This is a genomic window from Polyangium sorediatum (genome assembly GCF_029946465.1).
Lineage (GTDB): Bacteria > Myxococcota_A > Polyangia > Polyangiales > Polyangiaceae > Polyangium > Polyangium fumosum.
This window is the reverse complement of the sequence record NZ_JARZHI010000080.1, coordinates 1-23,801: the sequence shown is the minus strand read 5'-3', so window position 1 is coordinate 23,801 and position 23,801 is coordinate 1. Positions and strand designations below refer to the sequence as shown.

Below are 23,801 nucleotides of genomic sequence, written 5' to 3'. Positions count from 1 at the left end.
CCTCTCTGCCTTCTGGGGGAGAGTCCACGTTGGGCGAGCGTCCATGTAGAGAGCGCCCTCCCTCGTGACGACCGGGTCGTCCAACATGTGCGCGTGATCGAGTGGCCACCCCCGCGCCTCGCCCGCGACTGCATCGACGCAAATCGAGCGCAACCGCCTGCACGATCGTCCCTGCAGCGACGCAAAGGCGCCCGGGACACGGGCGCAACGTGGGGTGCATCGGCGCAACGGCGGCTGTGACGCCATGATCCGCGCGCTTGCGTCGATGCAAATACCGACAGGCCCCCGTCACGGCGACACTTGCACGCGCGCAAGTGCTCCCGCGCCGCGGGCACGACGTCTCTTGCGCACGTGCAAGGCACGCCGCGCAGATCGTTTGGAGCGCGTTGCACGCGTGCACCACCCACCGAGCAATCGGCCTCGGGCAATTCGCGTGCGTGCAAGGCACGCCGCGCACTTTCGCCGGAGGCTGCCGCCTCCGCCCTCCCGCGGTTGCCCGGCGGGACCGTGGACGGTGACACAACCATCCCGCGGGTATCCAGCCGCGTTCAGGCGAGAACCCGGAGCGCACGGCGGTAATACACCGTCCGACGCGCGAGCCCACGGTAACCGCCGTTGATGCGGTACGTGATTTTCTTGAAGTTGCCCCGGTCCGCGAGGGCATTCAGCTTGCGGGTCTTCCAGAACCAGCCTGCCACGCGGAAGCCCACGTCGATACGAGCGGCGAGCTTCGGCCTCTTTTGCAAGTCGATCCCCAGGGCCTTGCCCGCGGCGCGGTAGTTGCTGCGCCCCGTGATCTGGATCGGGCCCCGGCCCTTGTAACGTCGACCGTCCCCGGGGTGGGTGTTGCCGAGATCCTTGCGTCCCTCGTAGGCATCCCCGGACGCGAGCTCCTCGAAGTACACGAGCTCGCCGCTCTCGTGCGCGAGCTGCGCGAGGAACGCCGCCATTCGCTTCTTCGTATCGATGGCGAACTCCTTCATGGCCTTGTTGAGGTGCGGCAAGCATTTTCGCGCGCGCGCCGCCGAGAGGTTCGGCATGATGGCGCGGAGCTCGGCCAGGGTGACGCCGCCCCGCGTCGGGCCCTTCTTCCCGGGCGCGGGCTTGGCCGGGCCCATCTTGGCGCCGAGCTTCACGAATGCGGCGCGCGTCTTCGGCCCATAGGTGCCCGTGCTCGGCACGCCGTGCTTGGCCTGGAACTTCTTCAGCGCCGCCTCCGTCTTCGGGCCGAACCTTCCCGCGCCCGTGTTCATCTCGGCCTGTGTCATGTGGCCGAGCTTCACGAGCGCGGCTTGCAGGGCCTTCACGGCCGCGCCTTTCGCGCCGCGTTTCAGGTTCGCCGCCGGCAACGTCCTTCCGGCGAGCGGGCCTCCAGGCCTCGCCGCGCCCGCCTCGGTGGCGTTCGCCGGGATCTCGGCCTGCGGCGCGAGGACGAGCGTCACCGGGGACGCTGGCTCGTGCGTGATCCTCTTGATCGTCGTCGCATCGCCCAAGCGCGCCCTCAGGAAGTGAAGCCCGGGATGGGCCATGGGCAACGAGAAGGAGCCGTCCTGTGCGGAGGTCGTGGCAATCGCGCGCGCCCCACGGCGGGCGATCGTCACGGTGGCGCCGGCGAGCGGGCGGTTGTTCTCGTCGACCACTTTGCCCGTGATTTCCTTGCCAGGTATTGCCGGCGAGGGAGCCCGCGCGCTCTCCACCGGGAGGTCCGCCGCCGGAGCCAAGAGACCACGACGTCGGGCGCGCCGTTCGAGTGTCGCCTCCTCGGCCCAGCGCCGCAGGCTCGCGAGCACGGCCGTCGTGATGCGCAGGCCCGAGTTCCACGGGATACCGGCGCGCGGGCCGCTCGTGTGAATCGCGACCACGACGCGCTCGCCGTTCGGGCGTGTCAACCAAACCGGAGCCCCGCTCTGCCCGCCGAAGGTGTCGATGTCGTACTGGACGATGCGGCCCCCGACGTCCTTCAGCGCGCGCGCGTGATAGTACAACCGGGTGGCGGAATCGGGCTCCTGCGGATATCCCGCGATGTTGACCAGGGCCCCCTCGAGCTCCGCGGGGGGCAGGGCCTCGGGCATGAAAAAGCCCTCGTTCATCTGGACCGGCTCGTCGAGCAGGATCGCGGCGTAATCGTATTCCGGCGACCGGTCTTCGAGCCACCCGGACACCAGGCGAAAGCGCTTCGCCACGACGGAGCCGAAGGGCTGCCGGGTGCCGTCGAGCGCCGGAATCACCTCGATCGAGGTCGCCCACCCGCCCATTGCTTGGCAATCGTAGACGCAATGCCCCGCCGTGACGACGGTACGGGGATTGATGAGCCATCCGGTGCCGACGTACCGCTCGCCATTGGCGCCCGTGATCCGGAGCGCGCAGATCGCTCGGTAAGGAGCGGCCTCGGTCCGCGGGACCCGGACCCGATCATCCGGGCCGAACACGATGAACGCGGCGCTCCTGGCCACACGCATGCGTGAAGCCTCCGTCGCCTCCCGCGGAGCGTCGAGCGACCGCGCGAGCCGCGGCGCGCTCGCCTTGAGGTGTGAGGGAAGGAGAACCCTGTCGGACGGCTCCGGGGCCACGGCGCCGGGGGCCCGCGGCCGCTCGTACCCCGGCACGTATTCGAGGAGGCTCGCGGGTCTCGTGATGGCGGCCGCCTCGGTCGTGCTCGCGCACGAAGCGGGCTCCTGCTCGCTCGCGTGGGATTCGTAGCCGCCGGTCACGCGGCCCGCCTCGTTCGACAATGCTCCCCTGTCGTTCATGCCCCTCTCCCCTTCCTGCATCGACATGCTCTCTTCTCCCCGGGCCGGCGCGGCGCAGGGACCCGAAGGGATGGGTGCTCCGCGCGAGCGCCGGACCAATGCCGCCTCCGTGGAGGCCGGCCTCCGCCGGCGCGCAGGCCCGCGCGGCGGGCTCGCGTCATTGATATGGCCGCAGGAGACGGCCACGGTCGGCTCGTCCCCGTCGAACGTGATGGTGCTGAGCCCATTGACGTCGGTCCGCGCCCACCTCCCGTGCTGCTCCGCGGCCATGGTTTTCATGAGCTCGAGCGTCGCCGGGTTCGGGTGCCGCATGCTGGTCTCGCCGGCGCAGACGCCGAGCAGCCGCGGATGGCCCATGATCTCGAGGAGCTCGGCGTTGATCCCGTTGTGGCTCCCGTGGTGCGAGAGCTTGACGAAATCGTAGGGACCATGCTCCCCGATGGCCTTCGTGAGCGCGCGCATCCCGGCGAGGACCGTCCGATCGTTCGTCTGTGGATCCGCGAGCTGCATGTCCCCCGTGAGAAGGAGCTTTTTCCCGCTGTATTCGAGGAGCAACACCGAGCTCTGGAGGTTCACGAAATTCGAGACCCGCGGCGTCCCGGCCGCCTCCGCCCCCTCGCGCTCGGCCCCGAAAGCGGCGGCATACCTCCGATAGACGGAGCGCTCGTGCACCTCCCCCGATTCCTCGCTCGCGCCCGGCACGGCGGCGGCCTCGAGCGCCCTTTGAATCTCGATGCGCAGCGCCTCGAGGTTCTTCGCCATGCCCTCGGCGCAGGTGGTCACGTGCCGCCGGGTCGGGCCGAGGATCTTCAAGGTGACGCCGCCCTCCGCGAGCGCCGCCATGAGCGGCCGCAGCGCAGGGTCGTCGCTCCCCTTGAAAGAGAGGACCCGCGTCCCGTTCCGGGAGAGCGTCTCCAGCATCTCGCGGTATTCGGCTTCGAGGCTCTGCGCGGACTCGATGAACGCGCTCTCCTCGGCCGCCGACTCGCCCTCCAGGGGCTCCTCGCGCAGCGCCTCCGCAATACGCCGCGCTGCCGGCGACGCCTCGGTCGTGGTCTCTCGGCCGGTCTTCCCCCAGGCGAGGTCCGCATCGGGCACGAGCGCCCATTCGGCGACGATGTGCCCGTCGCGCACGAGCCGCGGCAGGCACCCGATGTGGTCCTGATGCGCATGCGAAATGAGGAGGAGGGTCACCACGGACGCGCCCCCCCGCGTGGGCAGGAGCGGCCGGAGCTGCTCCTGGATCGCGAGGTGCCCGCCTTTGCGGCGGGCATTGCCCGGGTGCGCCCCGTCGATCAGCACGGAGGTCGTGCCGAACCGGCAGAGCACGGCGTCGCCGTACTGCTCGGCGCCGACGTCGAGCAATGTGACCGTGAACGGATTACGCGCGCCTCTTTGCATGGCCGACCCTCCCTCCGTATTCGCCTCGGGGCTACCGGGCCCCGCCCTTCTGGATCCGCTTCGCCAGCGCCACCGCCTTCGCGCGGGGCAAGATCACCTCGAAGTGCATCTCGTCCTTGCGGCGGCGGTAGTTGCCTCCCCAGCGAAGGCCGTATTTCTTGCAAAGCGCGTTGATCGTTTTGCGCTGGGCCGCGCTGAACGTGCCCTTGCGCCCGAGCGGGTGCTTCGGGGCGTTCAGATCGATGGCGATGCCGGCCGCGTGGAACGAGGGCCGCTTCGAGCCGCGGATGTTGCGATTCGCGTGCCCCCAGCACCAGCCCTTGCGGAGCCGCTCCACCTTCTGGTGGAATTCCTTGGCGAAGCCGATGAGCAGCGGGGCGATGATCGCGCGGACCGGCAAGGATACCTTCGTGCCCGGGACGCGGTACGTCTTGACGCCGATACGTTTCGCGGGCCCCACGCTGAATCCATTGATGGATCGCGCCTTCCCCCGTGCGGCTTCGAAGCTCGACTTGCTCGCCGCGGCGCTCGTCTCCACGCCCTCCCAGACGTCTTCGTCGTCCTCGTGGGCATGATCGTCCCAGTCCTCGGGCGGCGACGTGCCCTCGGAGGGATCGACCTCCTCCAGCACGACGGGCTCGTCTTCGATCCTTTCGTCCACGTGCGCGGCGACGAAGCGTTCTGCGCTCCGAAGAGCGGACGGTCCCTTTTGACCTCTCACGGCCATATGGCACCCCCTTTCCCCATTCTCGAATGTTGTGTCCGGGCATCACAGCGCAATAGGTGCTCTCCGAAAATCCAGCGCGTCTTCATGGAGGCCGAGCGGCGCGGGGGCAGCGCTCCTCCTCGAAAGGCGTGAGATCGATCCCAGAGCTTTCCTCGATCCACACGAGATGCGCGGCGATCGACGTGTAGATGGCCTTCCCCGCACAGGGATCGGCCGGGCCGAGGTCCGTGCTCGGGGCCATGCGGCTCGAAACGCCGAACACGCGCCACGCGCCGTCCGGAAGCTCGAGGAAGGCCGGGCCACCCGAGTCGCCTGTGCAGGCGCCCTTTTCGCGTGTGCCGACGAGGACCTCCCGCGCCCCGGCCTGCGTCCCGTGCACGGGCACCTCGACCCACCGCTTCAGGCCGCCGCCGGGCTCCTCTTCGCCGGCGGCCCCGAATCCGACCAGAATGGCCGTGGCCCCGGGGGTGAGGTGTTCGGCAGCCTCGCACGCGGAAAGAACGGGCACGATCGGGACATCGTCCACGGCCTCGCGGAGGAGACAAAAAGCCACGTCGGCGCCTTTCCTCCGTTCATGATCCGGGTGGCCCACGCAGCGGTCGACGGCCACCGTGCGAACGGCGTGATCACGCGCCTCCCCGAAGGCAAACGAGCCGGGCCCGCCGCGGGCGAGGCAATGCGCTGCCGTGGTCACGAGCCGCGGATGCACGAGCGTGCCGTCGCATCGCCCCGACGAGACCGCCGTCGGCCATTCTCCCGGCGCCGCGACCTGCCCGCCGACGATGGCCGTAGGGGCTTCACGCGCCCCGTCCTCGGGGCCCGGCGTGCACGCGCAGACGAAGACCAGGCACGCGGGGGCGAAGCGCCGGGCCATGTTTCGTCACGTCATCGAGGATCGCCGCAGTTTCCACGCGCGCAACATTCGCTCGGGCCGGGGTTGAAGATGCTGCTCGAAAAGCAGGCGACGGCCGGGACATTGCAGAGAAGATGGCACTGGGTCCAGGGCCGGAGCCAGCTCCCGGCCCCGCACTCGTGCTTCTTGTAACACGCGTCGTGGATGTCGCAGCAACGCCCCTTCGGACCGCAGCTCGTAGGCCCGCGGATCGCCGAGGGCAAGTCACAACCCCAGTTGTCGTAGTAATAATGGATCGCGCGGGACACCTGGGCCTGGATGAGGGCGGCCCCGACGATCGCGCGGTCGACCGTCGGCAGCTCGACGTCCATTTGCGCGGACGCGGTCAGCGGCTGCGCCGACATGTCCCCGTCCGTGCCCGCCGGGAACGACGTGTACGTGATCAGGGTCCTCTGCGGACCGACCGCCTGGAAATCGGCTCGGAGCTGCAACACCCCGGTCTGGCTGCGGATGTCGACGCGCACCTGGGTCGCATCCATCTGGGTGCCTTGCGCCACGCTGCCCTCGTCGAGCGTGACGGTCACCGTTTGTCGGGATTCCCCTGGATTCGAGCTCTTTTCACACCCCGCCGCGATGGCTGCGAGCGTGATGAGCATGGCGGCCCCTGTCCTCGCGTACTTCATTCCTCGTCGGGTCATCGCCCTTCCTCCTCGCGTCCGAGCGACTTCGGTTGCGATGGAAACATAATGGTCCGCCCCGCGAGGCCCAAGAGGGCGCCTTGCCGCGCGCGCCCCCGGCTCCAATTTCATGGTGACGATGACGCTCGCGCGAGGAGGGGCATCATGAGCGACCGTACAAAGAACGATTTTTGTGGAGCCTTGCTGGTCGGCGAGGTGATTGCTGGGAAACCCAGGGCGGCGCTCGTCCGAGGGGCGAAATGGAACCCCGGGGACCGCATCGAGGTGTGTTTTCTGGACGGTGTCCCCTCGGTCCAGGAAAAGGTGAAGACCTTCGCCAAAGAATGGACGGCGCCCGGCCTCGCGGACCTCCGGTTCGTCTTTCGCCGCAAACCCGCCGCGACCCCGATCCGGATCTCCTTCAAGTACCCAGGGAACTGGTCGGCCATCGGAAAGGAGTGTTTTTCTCCGCCGTACACCGACGCGACGCAGCCGACGATGAACTTCGGGGGCTTCGGGGAGGATACGCCCGACGAAAGGATACGCGCCGTCGTCCTCCACGAATTCGGCCACGCCCTCGGCCTCACGCACGAGCACATGAGCCCTGCGGCGGGCATCCACTGGAACGAGGAGCAGGTCTACGCCGACCTCTCCGGCCCGCCCAACCATTGGAGCCGGGAGATCATCCGGAAGAACATCTTCGAGGTGCGTGAGGATACGAATTATACGACGTTCGATCCCTCCTCGATCATGCTCTACCGGATCAAGAAGAGCTGGAACTTCGACGGGCTCGAAATCGGCTGGAACAACGACCTCTCGCCGACGGACAAGGCGTTCATCCGGCAGCAGTATCCGTGATTCGATGCATCGAGGGAGGGCGTTCGTCATGGCGAAGGACGATTGGGCCGTCGTGGTGGGCATCTCGCGTTACCCCGGGCTGCACCTGGATCTGCGGGGCCCCGAGAACGACGCGAAGGCGTTTTACGCGTGGGTGACCGATCCGGACGGCGGCGACGTCCCGGCCTCGCAAGCCCGGCTGATCCTCTCCTCCGAGTTCATTCCCCCCGAGCCGAAGAGCGCCGCCGACGCCCAGCCGAACGAGGTCACCGTCGCCGCCGCCCTCACGAAGATCCTCGACGAGGTGCATGCGGAGGACGAGGGAGTGCAGGCGAGGCGGCTTTACCTGTACGTCTCGGGTCATGGTTGCCAGATGCTCGAGTACGGGAGCATCGACGCGAACGTCCTCGTGACGGCGAACGCGACGACGCGCAAATTCAAACACGCGAACATCCCCAGGCTCGCGCGGACGTGCGTCGTCCACCCCGCGTTTTTCAAGCAGGTCGTCGTTTTCATGGACTGCTGCGCGACGCCGGGCCCGCAAACACCTTCGGACCCATCCCGTTGCAAGAAGGAGCAACCCACGGGCGGCGCGGAGGCGCAGTTCGTGTTCATGCACGCGGCCAAATCCGACCGGGAGGCGCGCGAGCTCGACTTCGACGGCAAGCCGATGGGCGTGTTCACCCGGGCGCTCCTCATGGGCCTTCGCGGCGGCGCCAGCGACGCGCAGGGGAACATCACGGCCGGAGCGCTCGCCAATTACCTGCAGGCCAACATGAGGAAGCTCCTCCCCGTGGAGATGCGGGCGAACCCCAATCCGAGCATCGGCAAGGAGCCGTATACACCTTTCGAAGATCCCCAGGTGACGAAGCTTCTCCTCGCGCACGCGCCGCAGGCGAAGTTCAAGCTCGTGATCCACGTCTGGCCGGAGCATGTCGGCGAGCCGCTCCTCGTGCTCGACGGCGACCTTCGACAGGTCGTCCGGCAGACGGCCCGGAGCGAGCGCGTCGAGCTCGAGCTCCCCGCGGGGCTCTACCTGGCGCGGATCCATATTCTCTCGCAGGTGCTGGAGTTGCCCGGGTATAGCCAGAGCGGGACGGCCGAAATCAACTTGGGGACCAGCTACACGGAAGCGCGCGTCCATGACCGGCTGGCCTTCGTGTTTGCGAATCCCGGAATCGACTATTTTCTCGTCGACGGGTCGTTCGAGATCCGTCCCATCGAGCCGACCGGAGGCGGAGAGCACCTGGAGGAGATGAAACGCGCCGGGATTTTCAAGATCCAGGCGCGCACGGGATCGCTCCTCAATTACGTTTACCTCGTGGTGTCGGGCGACGCCGGCGCCGAGCCCAAGACCCTCCGCGTCACGTGGGACGACGGCACGCTCCAGGGGGAGCCAGCCATTGGTGGACCGAACCTGAGGATGCCGCTCGTCGAGCTCGTCAACCTGGCGGACGAGAGGTTCTTCATGTCGCCCGCGCCGCTCGAAAACACGGCCTCTCCGGAGGCATACCGCGCGCAGGCGAGGCGCGAGAGCCGCGTCCCCGGTGTGAAGATAGGAAAAGGCAGCGAGCTTTTCCTCGGCGTGCGCGACGCTCCCCCCCCGGGGCCCTTCCCGATGCCCGCCGTCACGCATCCTGCGGCCGGGCTCTCGCTGCGCGACGCCAAAGGGCGCGTGCTCGTCGATTTCGAGCGCCAATCGAAGCGAGGCCCAGGGACCGATGGGCCGTGGGCGACGTGCAACGTGGAGCTCGATCCCGGCGTGTATTGCCTCTCCGTCGAGACGCCCCATGGCACGTTGAGCCAGACCGTCGTCACGACACGCGAGCGTCAAACCCAGGTCTTCCTCCTGCTCCGGAATTACAGCGACGGCCCCGGCGGTCGGCGCGCCGATCTGCAGAGCGCGGCCGTCTTCCTTGGTCGGAGATCCTTCGACCCCAAACGCTCCGCGCTGCGCACGACGGAGCTGCTCCGCCTCGCCTTGCAGGAGCGCCGAGCCGCGGGCGACGCCGCGTTGCTGGCGAATGCGATCCAGACGAGCCGCGAAGACCCGATGCTCCGCCTCCTCGGCGCGTATCTGCTGCTCGCCCTGGGTGAGCCGAGCGAGGAGCACATGTCGATCTTGAAGAAGGCGCTCGCCGCTCTGCGCAGACAGCTCGGCGCGCATCCCGACGTGGAGGCCCTCGCATTACGAATCGAAGGAGCGCGGGCCCGACGGCGGCGATTCTCGGTGCCGCCGATGCTGGTCGAGAGCTGGCTTGCGATTCGTGACGCGAGCCGCGCGCGCGCGGGCCTGATCTCCACCCCGTCGCTGCTCGCGCGCGTCGAGAAACGGCTATGGGGCTTCGGGCCGGCGCTCGTGTGGCAGGAGCCCGCGCGCGCACGCAGGAGGTGATGCGCGGACCTTGGGGTCCCCGTTCAGCGCGGGCCGCCCAGCTCCTTGACGAAGAACCGGTGCACGTCGTCCTTGTAATACTGGAACGCCTTCCCCTCGGGGCTATGCGGCTGTCCCGGCATGATGAGCAATTCGAAGGGCTTGCCTTCGCGGATGAGGGCCTCGGCCATGCGCATCGTCGTGGAGACCGTCGCGTTCACGTCGCTCGTGCCATGCATCATCTTGAGGGCACCCCGAAGGTTTCGCGCGAGCGACACGTTGGACCCAGCCTCGTAGCCAGCTCGATTTTCGCTCACGAGCCCCAGGTTCGGCTCCATGATGACCGCCTCCTCCTCCAGGGCCCCGGGCGCCCCCGCATAACCCGCCTTGAACAGCTCCGGGGCGGTCAGCATACCGCGAAGCGCGAAGTAGCCGCCCCAGGAGTGGCCATAGATCCCGACGCGGCTCATATCCATGTAAGGCCGCGTGGCGGCCGCCTGCCGCAGCGCGGCCACGTGATCGGGGATCTCGGTCTGACCCACGCGCCCATAGTTCGCGTCTTGAAACGCCTTGCTTCGCCCCGGCGTGCCGCGCGCGTCGAGCACCATGGCGACGAACCCCATCTGCGAAAGCGAATTCGCCCACCGCGATTCCTCGGTCCCCACGAAGCTCCAGGGCACGACCGACATCCACGGACCGGCGTAGATGACGTCGAGGACCGGGTAATGCTTCTTCGGATCGAAGTCCCACGGCTTGTACAGCACGCCATGGAGCTCCGTCGCGCCATCGGCCGCCAGGACCGTGAGGGGCTCCGGCGGCGAGAGATGCAATTCCGCGAGCGCGGTCGTGTCCGCCTCGGCGTAGCGGAACGGAGCACCGCCCTCGGTCGACCCCACGTCCCATACCCGCGGCTTTACGCGCGTGGAATGCCCATCGGTGTAATAACGCCCCGACGGCGCGAGGGTGATCCGGTGCATGCCGAGGTCCGGCGAGAGCCGCTTCAGGTCGCCCCCGGCGAGGCTCGCGCGATAGAGCAATCGGTCATAAGGCGCGGCGCTCTCGGCAGAGGCCAGGAGGAAGATCGCGTCGGCCTTCGGAGTGACGCCGAGCACGCGGTGCACGGGAAACGGGCCGCTCGTGACCTGGCGCTCGAGCGTCCCCGCGTAATCGTAGAGATAGACGTGCCGAAAGCCGTCGCGCTCGGACATCCACAAGAAGCGCTTGTTGTCGTCGAGCGGCGTGACCTGCAGCGACCACCCGTTCTCCGCAAAGTCGAGCGCGCCGACGAAGCTCTCCGATCGGTCCTCGCGCAGCACGAGGCGGGTCTTGCCGGCCCCAGGCTCCACTGCGGAGAGCTCCAGCCGTTTGCCATCACGGGACAGATGGAGCACGAGCGCTTCGCTGCCATCGGGGCGAAAGCCCGCAAACCAATCGTAGGTCTCCCCGGGCGCGGGCGGAACGAGCGTCACGCGGCGGGTCGCAGGCTCGACCACGTAAAGCTCCGAGCGCCGGAGCGGGGTCCCGACCTTGGAATAGGGCACCATCTTCACGCGCTCGATGCCCGTCGCATACGCGTAATCGACGATCGGCGTCTTGTGGACGCCGCGCGTGTCCTGGCGCCAGACCATGAGGAACCGACCGTCGGGAGACCACGCCCGCTCGGGGATCTGCCATTCGTAATTCTCTTCCCCGCTCCGCTCGAGCAGCGTGCCGCCCTCGCTGTCGACCACGGCGAACCCCGATCCGCGCTGGACTGCAGCCGTGCGGCCCTCGGGAGACACGTGATGGCTCGCAGACAGCATCCAAGCGGCGCGATCGGTCGGGGCGAGGGCCACGACGTGGCGATCGGAGAGCCCGAGCGCGAACGACCGGCCCTGAAGCTGGAAGACAATCCGGTGCGAATCGGGCGCGACGCCGGGCGCGAGGACGAAGTCGAGGTTCTCCGGGAGCTCCATCTTCTGCCCGACGAGCGCCGAGAGCTCCGCCTGCAATACGTCGCTCGAAAGGACGGGGACCCTCGTCCGCTGCTGCGCGTCGACGAGGACCCACGTCCCGCGATGCGGACCGACCGCGGACCAGTACACGAATTGATCACGATCGGGGAGCCATCGCGGCGCGACGAGGGTGTCACGAATGCGCTCGATGAAGCGGTAATACTTCTCGGCGACCTCGAGCCGCGCTTGCAAGGGATCGCCCTGGGCAGGGGCCGTCGTGGGAGGCCGCGTCGCCGTCGTCGGAGGCTGGCAGCCGAGCCACGCGAACATGAACACGAACACGACGCATCGTCTCATGGCATGACACTCCAGGGAGAGGTGGGCGATCCGTCGAGCAGCTTCGCCAGGATGGAGAGGCCCCGCTCGAGCTCGTTGCATGATTTCGCCGCGCCGAGCGACACCCGAAGGGCATTGGGCGCGCTGCCCGCGCGGGCAGCGAACAGGTGCGCCGGCCCCAGCAATACGTTCTGCGCGGCGGCCTGCTCGATCACCTCCATCGCCCGCCGGTGCTCCGGGATCCTCATCCAGAGGAAATACGCGGTGGGATGTGCGAGATAGGGAGTCCCCTTCAACATCGCCGCTGCGATCGTCTGGCGGGCGGCGGCCTCCCTGCGCCGCGCGTCGCGGATGGCGGCGGCCGTGCCGTCGTTGATCCATTGCGTCGCAATCTCAGCCAGCAAGGGCGAACCTGACCACACCGTCGCGGCGGCGGCGCTTTCGAGGAGGTGTCGCGCCTCGGTCGGTGAACGAAGGAAGCCGACACGGAGGGCAGGCACCGTCGCCTTCGACAGGCTCCCGATGTAATACGTCGTCTCCGGGGCGAGCGCGGCGAGCGGCGGCGGCGCGTCGGCGACGAGCGGAGCGAGCGCGCCGTTTTCGAGGATCGTGACCCCATACTCGCGGCAAATCGCCACGATCGCCCGACGCCGCTCGATCGGCATGATCGACGTGGTCGGGTTGTGGTTCGTCGGCGTGCAATAAAGCACCTTGGCCCGGCTCGATCGGCAGGCCTGCGCGAGTGCCTCGGGGACGAGCCCAGCCTCGTCGATCTCGACCGGATGGGTCGGCAGCCGGAGCCATTGCGCGGCGCTGAGCGCGCCGGGATAGGTGAGCTCCTCGACCAGCACGCCGGTCGTCGTCGCGAGCGTCGACAACAAGATCGCCGTGGCGTGCTGCGCGCCGCTGCAAACGGTGATCTCCTCGGGGGACGCGACGACGCCGGTCGTCCCGAGCCAGCGCGCGCCCGCGGCCCGTTGCGCCGCGGTCCCCCCATGCGACTGGTAGCCGCTGAGCGCGCCGAGGTCCGCGCGCGAGCTCAGGTTCGCGAGCGCGGCCGTGAGCGCGCAGTGCCCGAGATCGCCGGACAGGATCGGCGCGGCGGTCGGGCCGAGGTCGATGCGACTCCGGTCGAGCATGGGCGAGTACGCGTCTCCATCCATGAGGCCGTTCACGAACGTGCCGCTGCCGACCTGGCTACGAACGAGCCCGCGGCGCTCCGCTTCCGCGTACGCGCGGGTGATGGTCCCCAGCGACGCCCCGACCGCGTTCGCGAGGTCGCGGTGTGTCGGAAGTCGGTCTCCTCCGCGCAGCTTGCCGGCGCTGATGTCGGCCGCGAGCGCGTCGACGATCGCCGCGTAGAGCGGCGCGCTGGAGCGCCTCAGGCGTGGTTTCCACGTGTGACTGCGCATCTGGTATGTACCAGGATACGCCAAGAAGTGTACTAGTACAATCTTCTCGATGCAGGACCGTGCGGCCCGCGGGGCGATCACGCCCGGATCAGCGAGCGCTCGTGAAGATCGCGGTGCACTCCGGGACGCGCGCCCAAGCGTGCTCGCGGATCTGGGCCACGAGCGCTGGACCGAAGAACTCGCCGCAGATGTGCGCCGCAGCCTCGACGTCGGGGAACACGTAGTCGGTGCGCACCCAGCGGCGCGAAAGCCCGTGCGCCTGCTCCAGGTGCGCGAAGTACTCGTCCAGGCCTGGATGGACGCGTGGTGTCTCGTGGCCGGTGCCGAGCGTCTCGATGACCATGAGCGCGCCGCCGGGACGCACCACACGACGCATCTCCGACAGCGCCATGTCCACCTCCTCGCGCCAGCCCTCCGGCATCCAGTGACGGAAATGTCCGAACACCCACCCGGCCATCGCGACATCGACGCTCGCGTCGGGCAACGGCAACGAGCGCACATCCGCGTGATGGATGGTGAACGGCACGCCGGCCTGCGACAGATGCCTGCGCGCGATCTCCAGCATGGGCGCCGCGCGATCGACCAGGTGCAAGTGCGACGCGCGCGCGGAGGCGATGCGCGAGAGCCGCCCGGTCCCCGCGCCGACGTCGAGCGCCACGGCCCCCTCCGGCAGCCATTCACGCACCACGCGCGCGAGCACCTCGTCCGCGTCCTCCGCGTTGATCAGCGCGTCGTACGCGTCCGCCTTCTCCTGGTACACGCGCGCCTGCGCATCACTCACGGGGTCGCTCATCGGCGCGACCTTATTGCACGCGCGCGCGAAAGGGAAGGCGGGGGGTACCTTCCTCTGCCTCGCGCTGGGGCGGCGTGGAGCCTCGAAAAATCAGGTATTGCCCCACGTAGTACGTCGCAAGAATCCAGACCCGCCCGAGGGGCACGGGGTAGACCCAGCGATTCACGCCGATGAGCGCGTCCGATACCACGAAGAAGAGCGCGCCGGCACAGAGGACACGCGAAGCGTGGTCCTTCGGCTCGACGAAGGCGCGCCCGATCGCCCGGCCGAGCATGGACGAGATGACGATCGCATACGCCGTGATCGGCGCGTGCAAGGCCTCCGGCGCGCGGCCGGATCCGACGAGGACCCACCACATGAACCCGCCGAAGACAAGGGCCGGGAGCATCGGGAGCCCGGCGCCTGCCGCGCGCTTCGGCAACCCCATCCCGGCGAGATAAAAGAGGTGCGCGACGAGGAACGCCCCGAGCCCGGCCACGAATACACTATCGATGAGGGCGTCCGCGAGGAGCGACACGAAAAGCCCGAGCCCGACGAGCCCCGCGAGTCGCCCTCGCCGCGCGCGCAGACGAGCGGCGCAAAGCAAAGCCAGGGGAACAAGCTTCACGAGGCGCACCACGATCGAGCCCGGCGCGAGCGCGGCGAGCAGACACGCAGCCGCCGCGCTCGCGAAGAACGCCGCGGAAAAGAGCGCCTCGTGGCGCCGTAATGAAGCCCGATCCATGGCGCGTGAGCCTACCACCCCGCCGCGGCTCGACGCGGGTGCTCATCTCCACAACGCGCAGCGCTACGCGATTTCGCTGGCCGCCTCCGCCTCCGCCTCCACCTCCGCCTCCGCCTCCACCTCCACCGGATCCTCCGCGAGCTCCGGCACCAGAAACAGCCCGGAAAGCGGCGGCAACGTCAGCACGATCGACTGCTCGAACCCGTGCGAAGGCACGTCCTCGCAGGCCACGCTCCCCAGGTTCCCCACCCCGCTCCCACCGTACACTGGCGCGTCCGTGTTCAGCACCTCGAGGTACCGGCACCGCCGCGGCACCCCGACCCGGTACCCAAATCGCGGCAGCGGCGTGAAATTGCCGACGAACACCACGAAGATCCCCTTCTCGATCCGCTTCGGGCAGGGCTCCTCCGAGCCGTCCGGTTGCCGCGGGAATCGCACGAACGAGGCCACGCTTTGGCTCGCGTCGTTCGCGTCGATCCAGGTGAATCCCGCCGGGCTCTCGTCGAGCTCCCAGAGCGCCTCGTATTTGCGGTACACGCCGTTCAGATCCCGCACGAGCCGCGACAGACCGGCGTGATCCTCCGCGCCGACGAGCTCCCAGTCGAGCGCGCGATCGTGGTTCCACTCCCGCCATTGCCCGAACTCGCCGCCCATGAAGACGAGCTTTTTCCCCGGGTGCGCCCACATCCACGCGTAGAGCGCCCGCAGGTTCGCGTGTTGCTTCCAGCGATCGCCCGGCATCTTCGAGAGGAGCGCGCGCTTCAAATGCACGACCTCGTCGTGCGAGAGCGGCAGGAGGAACCGCTCCGAGAACGCGTACATCAATCCAAACGTGATCTTCGTGTGGTGGAAGGCGCGGAAGAGCGGGTCGAGCGCGAAGTAATCGAGCGTGTCGTGCATCCACCCCATGTTCCACTTGAAATCGAAGCCGAGACCTCCCACGGACGTCGGACGCGTGACGCCCGGCCACGTCGTCGACTCCTCCGCGCAGAGCACGGCCCCCGGGAAATCCTCGTGCACGGCGTCCGAGAGCTCGCGCAAGAACCGCACGGCGTCGAGGTTCTCCCGGCCGCCGAGCTCGTTCGGCTCCCATTCGTCCGGGTGCGTCGCGCCGTAATCGAGGTAGAGCATCGAGGCGACCGCATCGACGCGCAGCCCGTCGACGTGGAACGCGTCGAGCCAGTAGAGCGCGCTCGCGATCAGGAAATTGCGCACCTCTTGTTTGCCGTAATCGAAAACGAACGTCCGCCACTCGCGGTGCTCGCCCCGCCGCGGGTCCGCGTGCTCGTAGAGCGGCGTGCCGTCGAAGCGGCCGAGCGCGAACGCATCCTTGGGGAAATGCGCCGGCGGCCAGTCGAGCAACACGCCGAGCCCCCGCGCATGGCACCGGTCGATGAAATACCGGAGATCGTCCGGATCCCCGAAGCGCGAGGTCGCCGCGAAATACCCCGTCACCTGGTAGCCCCACGAGCCGTCGAACGGATGCTCCATGACGGGCAAGAGCTCCACGTGCGTGAAGCCGAGCGAGACCACGTACTCCACGAGCTCGTCCGCGAGCTCGCGGTACGAGAGCCACGCGCCGGGCCCGTCCCCCTTCCCGGGCGCGGGCTTGCGCCGCCACGAGCCGAGGTGGACCTCGTAAATGCTCATCGGCCGCACGTGCGGATCCGCCTCGCGCCGCGCCGCGAGCCAGGCGCCGTCCGTGAACACGTACGACCGCTGCGTGACCTTCGACGCGTGGCTCGGCCGAAGCTCCCCCGCGAACGCCACGGGATCACTCTTCATGAGCACGAGCCCGCTCGCCGTCTTGATCTCGTACTTGTACGTCGCGCCCGCGCGCACGTCGGGCACGAAGATCTCCCAGACGCCGGCCTCCGTGCGCCGCATCGCGTGGCGCTTGCCGTCCCAGCGATTGAACTCCCCGACGACGCTCACCCGCCGCGCCGAAGGCGCCCACACGGCGAACGCCGTCCCGGAGACGCCGCGCACCTCCCCCACGTGCGCCCCGAGCCGCCGGGGCCATTCGCGCGCGGCCCCCTCCCCCGCCGGATCGAAGTCGCCCTCCACGAGCGACGCCGGAAACGCATACGCGTCCCGCCCGACCGTCGTCCCGCGCGACGAGCGCACCTCGAGCCGATACGAAAACGGCCCCTCCACGCCCTCGAACACGGCCTGGAAGATGCCGCCCGGGTGCACGCGCGCCATCGCGCGGGGCGGGACGTTCGGGTCGTCGGGCCGCACGACGATCGCGAGCGCCTCCGGCCGGAACGCCCGCACGACGATCCGCCCGTCCTCGCGATGAAGCCCGAGCGAGTGGTGCGGATCGGTGGCGTCCGCCGCCGCGATGCGATCGAAATCGGTCACGCCCATCGATTCACCGACGCCCGGACCGCTGCGCGACGAGCCGCCGGATGGCCTCTAGGTTCAGCGGCTTGACCTCGTGCGCGTCGAAGCCCGCCACCTGCGAGAGCCGCCGATCCTCGTCCTGCCCGTAGCCCGTCATCGCCACGATCAGCGTCCCCGTGAGCCCTTGTTCGCGCATCACCCGGCACGCTTCGTACCCGTTTTGCCCAGGCAAGCCAATATCGAGCAGCACCACCTCCGGCTGCTCGCGCAAGGCGATCTCCACCGCCGCGACCCCGTCGTGGGCCTTCAGCACCTCGTGGCCGTCGAACTCGAGCAGCATCGCCATGCTCTCGGCCGCGTCCAGGTTGTCGTCCACCACGAGCACCCGCGCGCCCGACATCGCATGCTCCGGCAGGATCACCCCCTCCACGACGTCCACCTTCGGCTCGTCGGGCAGGGTCAAGAGCCGCACCACGAACTCGCTCCCCGTCCCCCGCCCCTCGCTGTAGGCCCGCACAGAGCCGCCGTGCATGTGGACGAGCGTGCGGACCAGGGAGAGCCCGATGCCGAGCCCGCCCTCCGACCGATCGAGGTTCCGGTCCACCTGGTAAAACAGGTCGAAGAGGTGCGGGAGCGCCGCCGGATCGATGCCACGGCCCGTGTCGCGCACCCGGATGAGCAGCCATTTCGGATCCCCCGGATCCCGCTCCACGACGAGGCGGATCGTCCCCCCCTCGTCCGTGTACTTGGCCGCGTTGTTGAGCAGGTTGCCCACCACCTGGCCGAGCCGGGTCAGATCCCCGTCCACGCGCACCGTCGAGAGCGGCAGGATCACCTGCAGATCGTGATGCCGCGCCGCGAGGATCGGCCCGCTCGTGTCGAGCGCCTGCCGCACCACCTCCGCCACGTCGATCGCCTGCGTCTGGAGCTGCACCTTGCCGAGCGTGATGCGCGAGACGTCGAGCAGATCGTCGACGAGCCGCACCATGTGCGCCACCTGCCGCTCGATCATCTCGCGCGCGGTCTGGAGCGCGGGCTCCTGCGGCCCGAGCCGCTTCAGGATCTCCACGGCGTTCAAGATGGGCGCGAGGGGGTTTCTGAGCTCGTGGGCCAGCGTGGCGAGGAACTCGTCCTTGCGCCGATCCGCCTCGCGCAGGGCCTCCTCGGCCCGCTTGCGATCGGTGATGTCCACGCCCGAGGGGATGAGGTCGGTCACGCGCCCCTCGGCGTCGCGCATCGGCGCGATCATGAAATCGATGACGAGCCGCCCGTCCCCCGCGACCTGCACCACGGCGTCGTACCGCAGGGTCTCGCCGGCCGCGGCGCGCCGCGTCGCGTCCTGGAGCCGCTCGACCTCGACCTCGTCGTGCGCCCACCACGAGCACTCCCAGAACTTCCGCCCGACGACCTCCTCCCGGGACACCCCGCCCACGTTCATCGCGGCCTCGTTCACCTCCCGCAACGTGCCGTCGAGATCGAGCACCGCGACGAACCCCAGCATGTTGTCGATCGTCCGCCGCAGCCGCTGCTCGCTCTCGCGCACGGCCGCCTCGGCCTTCTTGCGCGCCGTCACGTCGGTGAACGTCACGACCACGCCGTCGGCCTTTCCGCCCTGGTTGCGGTACGGCAGCACGCGCCGGAGGAACGTCGCGCCGCTCGCCGCCTCGATCTCGTCCTCGATCGGCGCCTCCGCGCGCCGCACCTCCTCGGCCCGGGGCAAGGGCGGCATCTCCTTCATGCGGTGCGTGAAGTGCGAAAGCGGCCGCCCCACGTCGCCGAGCGTCACGTTGTAGATGTCCGCGATCGCCGGGGTGATGCGCTGCACGTGCTCGTCGTCGTCGAGGAAAAGCGTCGCGATCCGCGTGCTCGTGAGCAGGTTCTCGAGGTCGGTGTGGGCCCGCGTGAGCGCCTCGTTCGCGTGCTGCACCTCCTCCTTCGAGGTCTCGAGCTCCTCGTTCGCCGACTGGAGCTCCTCGTTCATCGAGAGCAGCTCCTCGTTGCTCGATTTGAGCTCCTCGTTGGCGACCTCGAGCTCCTGGACCGTCTTTTCGAGGTCCGCGCGTGTCGTCGAGAGCTCCTGTTCGAGCTGCTCCAGGAGGACGGCGGCGTCCTCGACGGCCTTCGTCCTCGCCTCCTCCCGCGCGACGGGCAGGCCGACGTCCTGGAAGACCACGAGGAACAGGCCCGACTGCTCGCCCATCTGCGGCATCGGCTGCACGGTGAGCATCACGCGCTGCGTGCCGCTCGGGGTCCGCACCGAGAGCCCCTCGTGCACCACCTTTCGCCGCTCCTTGATCGCGAGCGCGAGCGACGCCCGCAGGCCCACGGTGAGCCCCTCGCGGACGAGCCGAACGAGGTTATTGTGAAACGCGCCGGCCGAGATGGTCAGGTACTTTTCGAGGTTCCCCGAGGCCGAGATGATCTGGCCCTCCTCGTCGATGACGACCGATTTCGGCGCGAACTCGTCGAGCACGATCCGCTGCATGAGCAGGTAGATGTCGGTCTCGCCGGCGGAGGGCACGTTCGGCGGCCGGACCGTGGCCGGCGGCCCGTCGCGCCCGGGCAGGAGCCCCGGGACGTGCACGGCGGTCGGCAATCGCTGCGAGATTCGGTGCCGCGCGTCGATCGGCCGGAAGAGCTCGCGGTGCGCCGAGAGGCTCTCCGAGGGCCCGAGGAAGAGATACCCGCCGGGCCGGAGCGCATAATGGAAGAGCGGGATGAGCTTCTTCTGGAGGTGCGGGCCGAGGTAGATGAGCAGGTTGCGGCAGGAGATCAGATCGAGCTTCGAGAAGGGCGGATCGTTGATCAGGTTGTGCGCCGAAAAGAGGACGAGCTCCCGGATCTCCTTCGTGATGTGGTAATGCTGCGCTTTGCGGACGAAAAAGCGCCGAAGCCGCTCGGGCGGCACCTCGTCGGCGATGCCGAGCGGATACGCGCCGAGCCGCGCCGTGGCGAGGGCCTGCTCGTCGATGTCCGTGGCGAAGATCTGGACCGCGGGCGCGGCGGGCACCGCGGCCTGCGCCTCGCGCACGAGCATGGCGATCGTGTACGCCTCCTCGCCCGTCGCGCAGCCGGGGATCCAGATACGCAAGGCCTGATCGGGCGAACGATCCCGGATGAGCCGGGCGAGGACCTCCTTGGCGAGGACCTCGAACGCCTCCGGATCCCGAAAAAACGCGGTGACCCCGATCAAGAGGTCCTTGAAGAGCTCGTCGACCTCGGCCCGATCGGCCCGGAGCCGCTGCAGGTATCCGTGGGCCGAGTCGATCCGGAGCACCTGGAGCCGCCGGAGCGTGCGTCGGGTGAGGGTGCTCGTCTTGTAATGCTTGAAGTTGTGCCCCGTGCCCTGGAGGAGGATTTCGCAGATCGCGGGCAGCGCGTCGGTGATGTCCCGCCGGAGCGTGTCCTCGTCGACCGAGGTCTTCTTCCGGTGCGCGGCGTAGGCCACGAGCTCGACGGCGAGCTCGTCGGGCGGGCGCACGCAATCGACCACGCCGGTCATCAGCGCGCTCTGGGGCATGCCGTCGTGGCGCGCGGAGGCCGGGTCCTGCACCATCGTGAAGCCGCCGCCCTCGCCCACGGCCCGGAGCCCGAGCGCCCCATCGCTGCCGTCGCCCGAGAGGATGACGGCGACCGCGGATTCGCCGTACTCGCGGGCGAGCCCGTGGAGGAGGTGATCGATCGGCGCGTGCCGCTCCGCGGGGCTCTCGGCGGGCACGACCTGCAGGAGGTCCTCGCGGAGGGTCACGAGGGAGCGGCTCGGCACGGCGTAGACGTGATCCGGCTCGAGCGTCATCCCGTCCTCGGCCTCGACGACGGGCAGGGTCGTGGCCTTGGCCAGGAGCTCCGAGAGCAGGCTGCTGGCGGAGGGTTTGACGTGGAGCAGAACGACGATCACGAGCCCCGCGCCCTCGGGAATGCCGCGCAAGAACTCTTGCACGGCCGCGAGCCCTCCCGCAGAGGCGCCCACGCCGACGACCAGGGGCTGGTCGGGCGCGGGCGATTCGTGAGAGTCGGGGGCGGAGCGCGTCACGGAGCGCGTCATGGTGGTGGTGGTGTTATCCCCTGAAATCGCCATGCGAAAGCGAAAACCAGAATCCAGAGCACCGAACGTAGGTCAGCGGTGATGGACAGCCCACGTAAGGTCCGGGCCGGACGGACGATGGGCGGAGGCTCCCTACGCGGAAAGCCGGGACGATCCGAGTTCGCCCGAGGCGGCCGTCGTGCACGTTAATGTGCTGGTATTTCGAGCGACGCAGGGAAGGATGGCGATGGGGGAGAGACGAGCAGGGCGACCGGACCCCTGGGAGCACGAGGAGGACGGTACGGTGATCCACCTCCCGACGCCCAAGGTGCTGATCGTGGACGACACGCCCGCGAACCTGCTCGCCTTCGAGGCCGCGCTCGAGCCGCTCGGCTACGAGATCGTGAAAGCAGCGTCGGGCCGCGACGCCCTGCGATACCTCCTCACGATGGAGGTCTCGCTGGTGCTCATGGACGTGCAATTGCCGGATCTGAACGGCATCGAGACCGTCAAGCTCATCAAGCAGAGCCGGCGGCACCGGTACATCCCGATTCTCTTCATCACGGCCGTGCATCGCAGCATGTCCTTCATCCTCGAAGGGTACGAGACCGGCGCCGTCGATTACGTGTTGAAGCCTTGCCAGCCGAGCATCCTCCGGTCGAAGGTGACGGTGCTCGTCGAGCTCTTCCGGCAGAAGGAAATCGTCAAGCGGCAGGCCGCGCTCCTGCGCGAGCGCGAGCGCGAGGCGATGGAGCGGCGGTGCGAGCTCCTGTACCAAGGCGTCATCGAGGCCATGCCCATCTGCGTGTGGACCACGAACGGCAAGGGATATTTTCATTATGCCAACGACGCCTGGTCCCGGTACGCGGGGCTCGGCGACCTGCAGGACGTGGGGCGGGGGCTCGTCGAAGCGCTCCACCCGGACGATCGGGGCCCCGTGATCGAGGCGTGGCGGAAGGCGCTCGGGCGGCGGCTCGGGGTGACCGTGCAGGCGCGGCTGCGGCGCTCGGACGGGGCCTACCGCTGGCACCTCGGCCGCGCGGTGCCGCAGCGAGACGAGGGCCTGGTGACGGGGTGGATCCTGACGGCGACCGACATCGACGAGCAGAAGCGCGCCGAGGAGGCAGCGCACCGGGCGCGAAAGGAGGCCGAGGCCACGAACAGCGAGATCATGAAAGACGAATTCCTCGCCACGGTCTCGCACGAGCTCAACACGCCGCTCACGGCCATCGTCGGCTGGTCGAGCCTGCTCCGCACAGGCACGCTCGACGGGCCGATCGCCGAGCGCGGGCTCGCCACGATCGCGCGGAGCGCCGAGGCGGAGCGCCGGGTCGTCGAGGACATCCTCGACGCCTCGCGCATCGCGACCGGCCGGCTGCTCTTGCACCTCGCGCCAATCGACCCGACGGTGATCATCGACGAGGCCATCGACGCCCTGCGCCCGCTCGCGCGCGCGAAAGGGATCACCTTCGAATGCGAGGTAAAATCGCGCGGCGACGCTTCGATGATGGCGGATCCCGATCGGCTCTGGCAGGTGACGTGGAAGCTCGTGCTCAATGCCATCAAGTTCACGCCGTCCGGCGGGCGTGTCGACGTGCGGTTCGAGCACCTCGGCAAACGATTCTTGCTGACGGTGTCGGACACGGGCGAAGGCATCACGCCGGGGCGGCTCCCGGAGGTGTTCGAGTATTTCAGCCAGGAGGACGGCTCGACGAAGCGAAAGCACGGCGGGCTCGGGCTCGGCCTCGCGATCGTGCGCAAGCTCGTGGAGATGCACGGCGGGTCGGTGAGCGCGACGAGCGCGGGCAAGGGGGCGGGGGCGACGTTCACGGTGTCGCTGCCCTCGCGCGAGACGCCGGAGGGCGCCGAGCTCCTCGCCGAGGTGCCGCGCGTGACGAATTACGAGCGGCGGATCCTGGAGGGGATTCGCGTGCTCCTGGTCCTCCTGGACGCCGAGGCAAAGGGCCTCGTCGCGGACGTGCTGCAAAGGCGAGGCGCGTCGGTGTTTTCGGTGGTGTCAGCGGAGGAAGCGGTAGGCTTCGTGGCGGAATCGGTGCCGGACGTGGTGGTGAGCGAGATGGGGATGCCCGGGCGGGGCGACCCGACCTTCATCGAGCGATTGCGGGCGCGGGATGGACGCGCGCTGCCGGTGATCGCGGTGCTGGAGGTAGGGGAAGCAAATCAGGCATGGGAGGCGCACTGCGCGGGGTTTCGAGGGTACGTCGCAAAGCCAATCCACCCGGCGCACCTCGTGGCAGCGATCGCGAGGCTCGGGCGGGGGCGGGGCGAGGCGCAGGGCGCGGGAGCAGACGGGGACGCGGCCCGATCGCCGTGAGGCGCAGCGCTGGGGCGTTGCCCCAGGCCCCAGGAGGGGGCTGTCCGCCCCCTCCACCCCGGACCAGCCAGGGGCTGGACCCAAGCTCGATGAACTGCGCGATGCGCAGTTCATCGAACAGGCCCGGTGAAGACCAGCAACGGCGTCGCCAACCAAGACAGCCGCGCTGCGGGTTCGGCTGGCGACCTGGGTTCTTCGTCGGCCTGTTTGAAAAACTGCGCACCGCGCAGTTTTTCAACCCTGGGTCCAGCGCCTCGCTGGTCCGGGGTCGAGGGGGC

13 protein-coding genes are annotated in these 23,801 nt (G+C 68.8%); 3 read left to right on the top strand and 10 right to left on the bottom strand.

Going from position 1 to position 23,801, the window contains the following annotated elements; all coding sequences use genetic code 11:
• Positions 1-548: 548 nt before the first annotated feature.
• The 4 genes from QHF89_RS43195 to QHF89_RS43180 all read right to left on the bottom strand — a co-directional run bounded on the left by QHF89_RS43195 (position 549) and on the right by QHF89_RS43180 (position 6,429).
• Complete coding sequence (locus tag QHF89_RS43195) at positions 549-4,151, bottom strand: peptidoglycan-binding protein (RefSeq protein WP_136967930.1); 3,603 nt, start codon at positions 4,149-4,151, stop codon at positions 549-551.
• 31 nt (positions 4,152-4,182) lie between these two features.
• Positions 4,183-4,812, bottom strand: a complete 630-nt coding sequence (locus QHF89_RS43190) for a M15 family metallopeptidase (RefSeq protein WP_284721693.1) — start codon at positions 4,810-4,812, stop codon at positions 4,183-4,185.
• A 148-nt stretch (positions 4,813-4,960) separates the two neighbouring features.
• Positions 4,961-5,752 carry a S1 family peptidase gene (locus tag QHF89_RS43185; RefSeq protein ID WP_136967928.1) on the bottom strand — a complete coding sequence of 264 codons (792 nt, stop codon included), beginning with the start codon at positions 5,750-5,752 and terminating at the stop codon, positions 4,961-4,963.
• An 11-nt stretch (positions 5,753-5,763) separates the two neighbouring features.
• Positions 5,764-6,429, bottom strand: a complete 666-nt coding sequence (locus QHF89_RS43180) for a hypothetical protein (protein ID WP_136967927.1) — start codon at positions 6,427-6,429, stop codon at positions 5,764-5,766.
• Between the two features lie 144 nt (positions 6,430-6,573).
• Between QHF89_RS43180 and QHF89_RS43175 the strand changes: the two genes are divergently transcribed.
• Positions 6,574-7,266: a zinc metalloprotease gene (locus QHF89_RS43175; RefSeq protein ID WP_136967926.1), complete on the top strand. Its 693-nt coding sequence runs from the start codon at positions 6,574-6,576 to the stop codon at positions 7,264-7,266.
• A gap of 28 nt (positions 7,267-7,294) precedes the next feature.
• The gene (locus QHF89_RS43170) at positions 7,295-9,640 is read left to right on the top strand and encodes a caspase family protein (RefSeq protein WP_284721692.1); all 2,346 of its coding nucleotides are present in this window, start codon (positions 7,295-7,297) and stop codon (positions 9,638-9,640) included.
• A 23-nt stretch (positions 9,641-9,663) separates the two neighbouring features.
• On the opposite strand, the gene QHF89_RS43165 is transcribed toward QHF89_RS43170, so the two are convergent.
• The 6 genes from QHF89_RS43165 to QHF89_RS43140 form a co-directional block, all read right to left on the bottom strand.
• The gene (locus tag QHF89_RS43165) at positions 9,664-11,910 is read right to left on the bottom strand and encodes a S9 family peptidase (RefSeq protein WP_136967924.1); all 2,247 of its coding nucleotides are present in this window, start codon (positions 11,908-11,910) and stop codon (positions 9,664-9,666) included.
• The gene (locus tag QHF89_RS43160) at positions 11,907-13,301 is read right to left on the bottom strand and encodes an aminotransferase-like domain-containing protein (RefSeq protein ID WP_136967923.1); all 1,395 of its coding nucleotides are present in this window, start codon (positions 13,299-13,301) and stop codon (positions 11,907-11,909) included. Before QHF89_RS43160 ends, QHF89_RS43165 begins: the two co-directional genes overlap by 4 nt.
• A gap of 88 nt (positions 13,302-13,389) precedes the next feature.
• On the bottom strand, positions 13,390-14,094 hold the full coding sequence (locus tag QHF89_RS43155) for a class I SAM-dependent methyltransferase (protein ID WP_136967922.1): 705 nt from the start codon (positions 14,092-14,094) through the stop codon (positions 13,390-13,392).
• 10 nt (positions 14,095-14,104) lie between these two features.
• Entirely contained in the window at positions 14,105-14,818 is a 714-nt protein-coding gene (locus tag QHF89_RS43150; RefSeq protein WP_136967921.1) for a lysoplasmalogenase, read from the bottom strand.
• A 63-nt stretch (positions 14,819-14,881) separates the two neighbouring features.
• Entirely contained in the window at positions 14,882-17,182 is a 2,301-nt protein-coding gene (glgB, locus tag QHF89_RS43145) for a 1,4-alpha-glucan branching protein GlgB (RefSeq protein WP_284721691.1), read from the bottom strand.
• Between the two features lie 10 nt (positions 17,183-17,192).
• Positions 17,193-21,209, bottom strand: a complete 4,017-nt coding sequence (locus QHF89_RS43140) for a CheR family methyltransferase (RefSeq protein ID WP_284721690.1) — start codon at positions 21,207-21,209, stop codon at positions 17,193-17,195.
• 283 nt (positions 21,210-21,492) lie between these two features.
• Between QHF89_RS43140 and QHF89_RS43135 the strand changes: the two genes are divergently transcribed.
• Positions 21,493-23,523 carry a response regulator gene (locus QHF89_RS43135; RefSeq protein WP_284721689.1) on the top strand — a complete coding sequence of 677 codons (2,031 nt, stop codon included), beginning with the start codon at positions 21,493-21,495 and terminating at the stop codon, positions 23,521-23,523.
• The last annotated feature ends 278 nt before the right edge of the window (positions 23,524-23,801 follow it).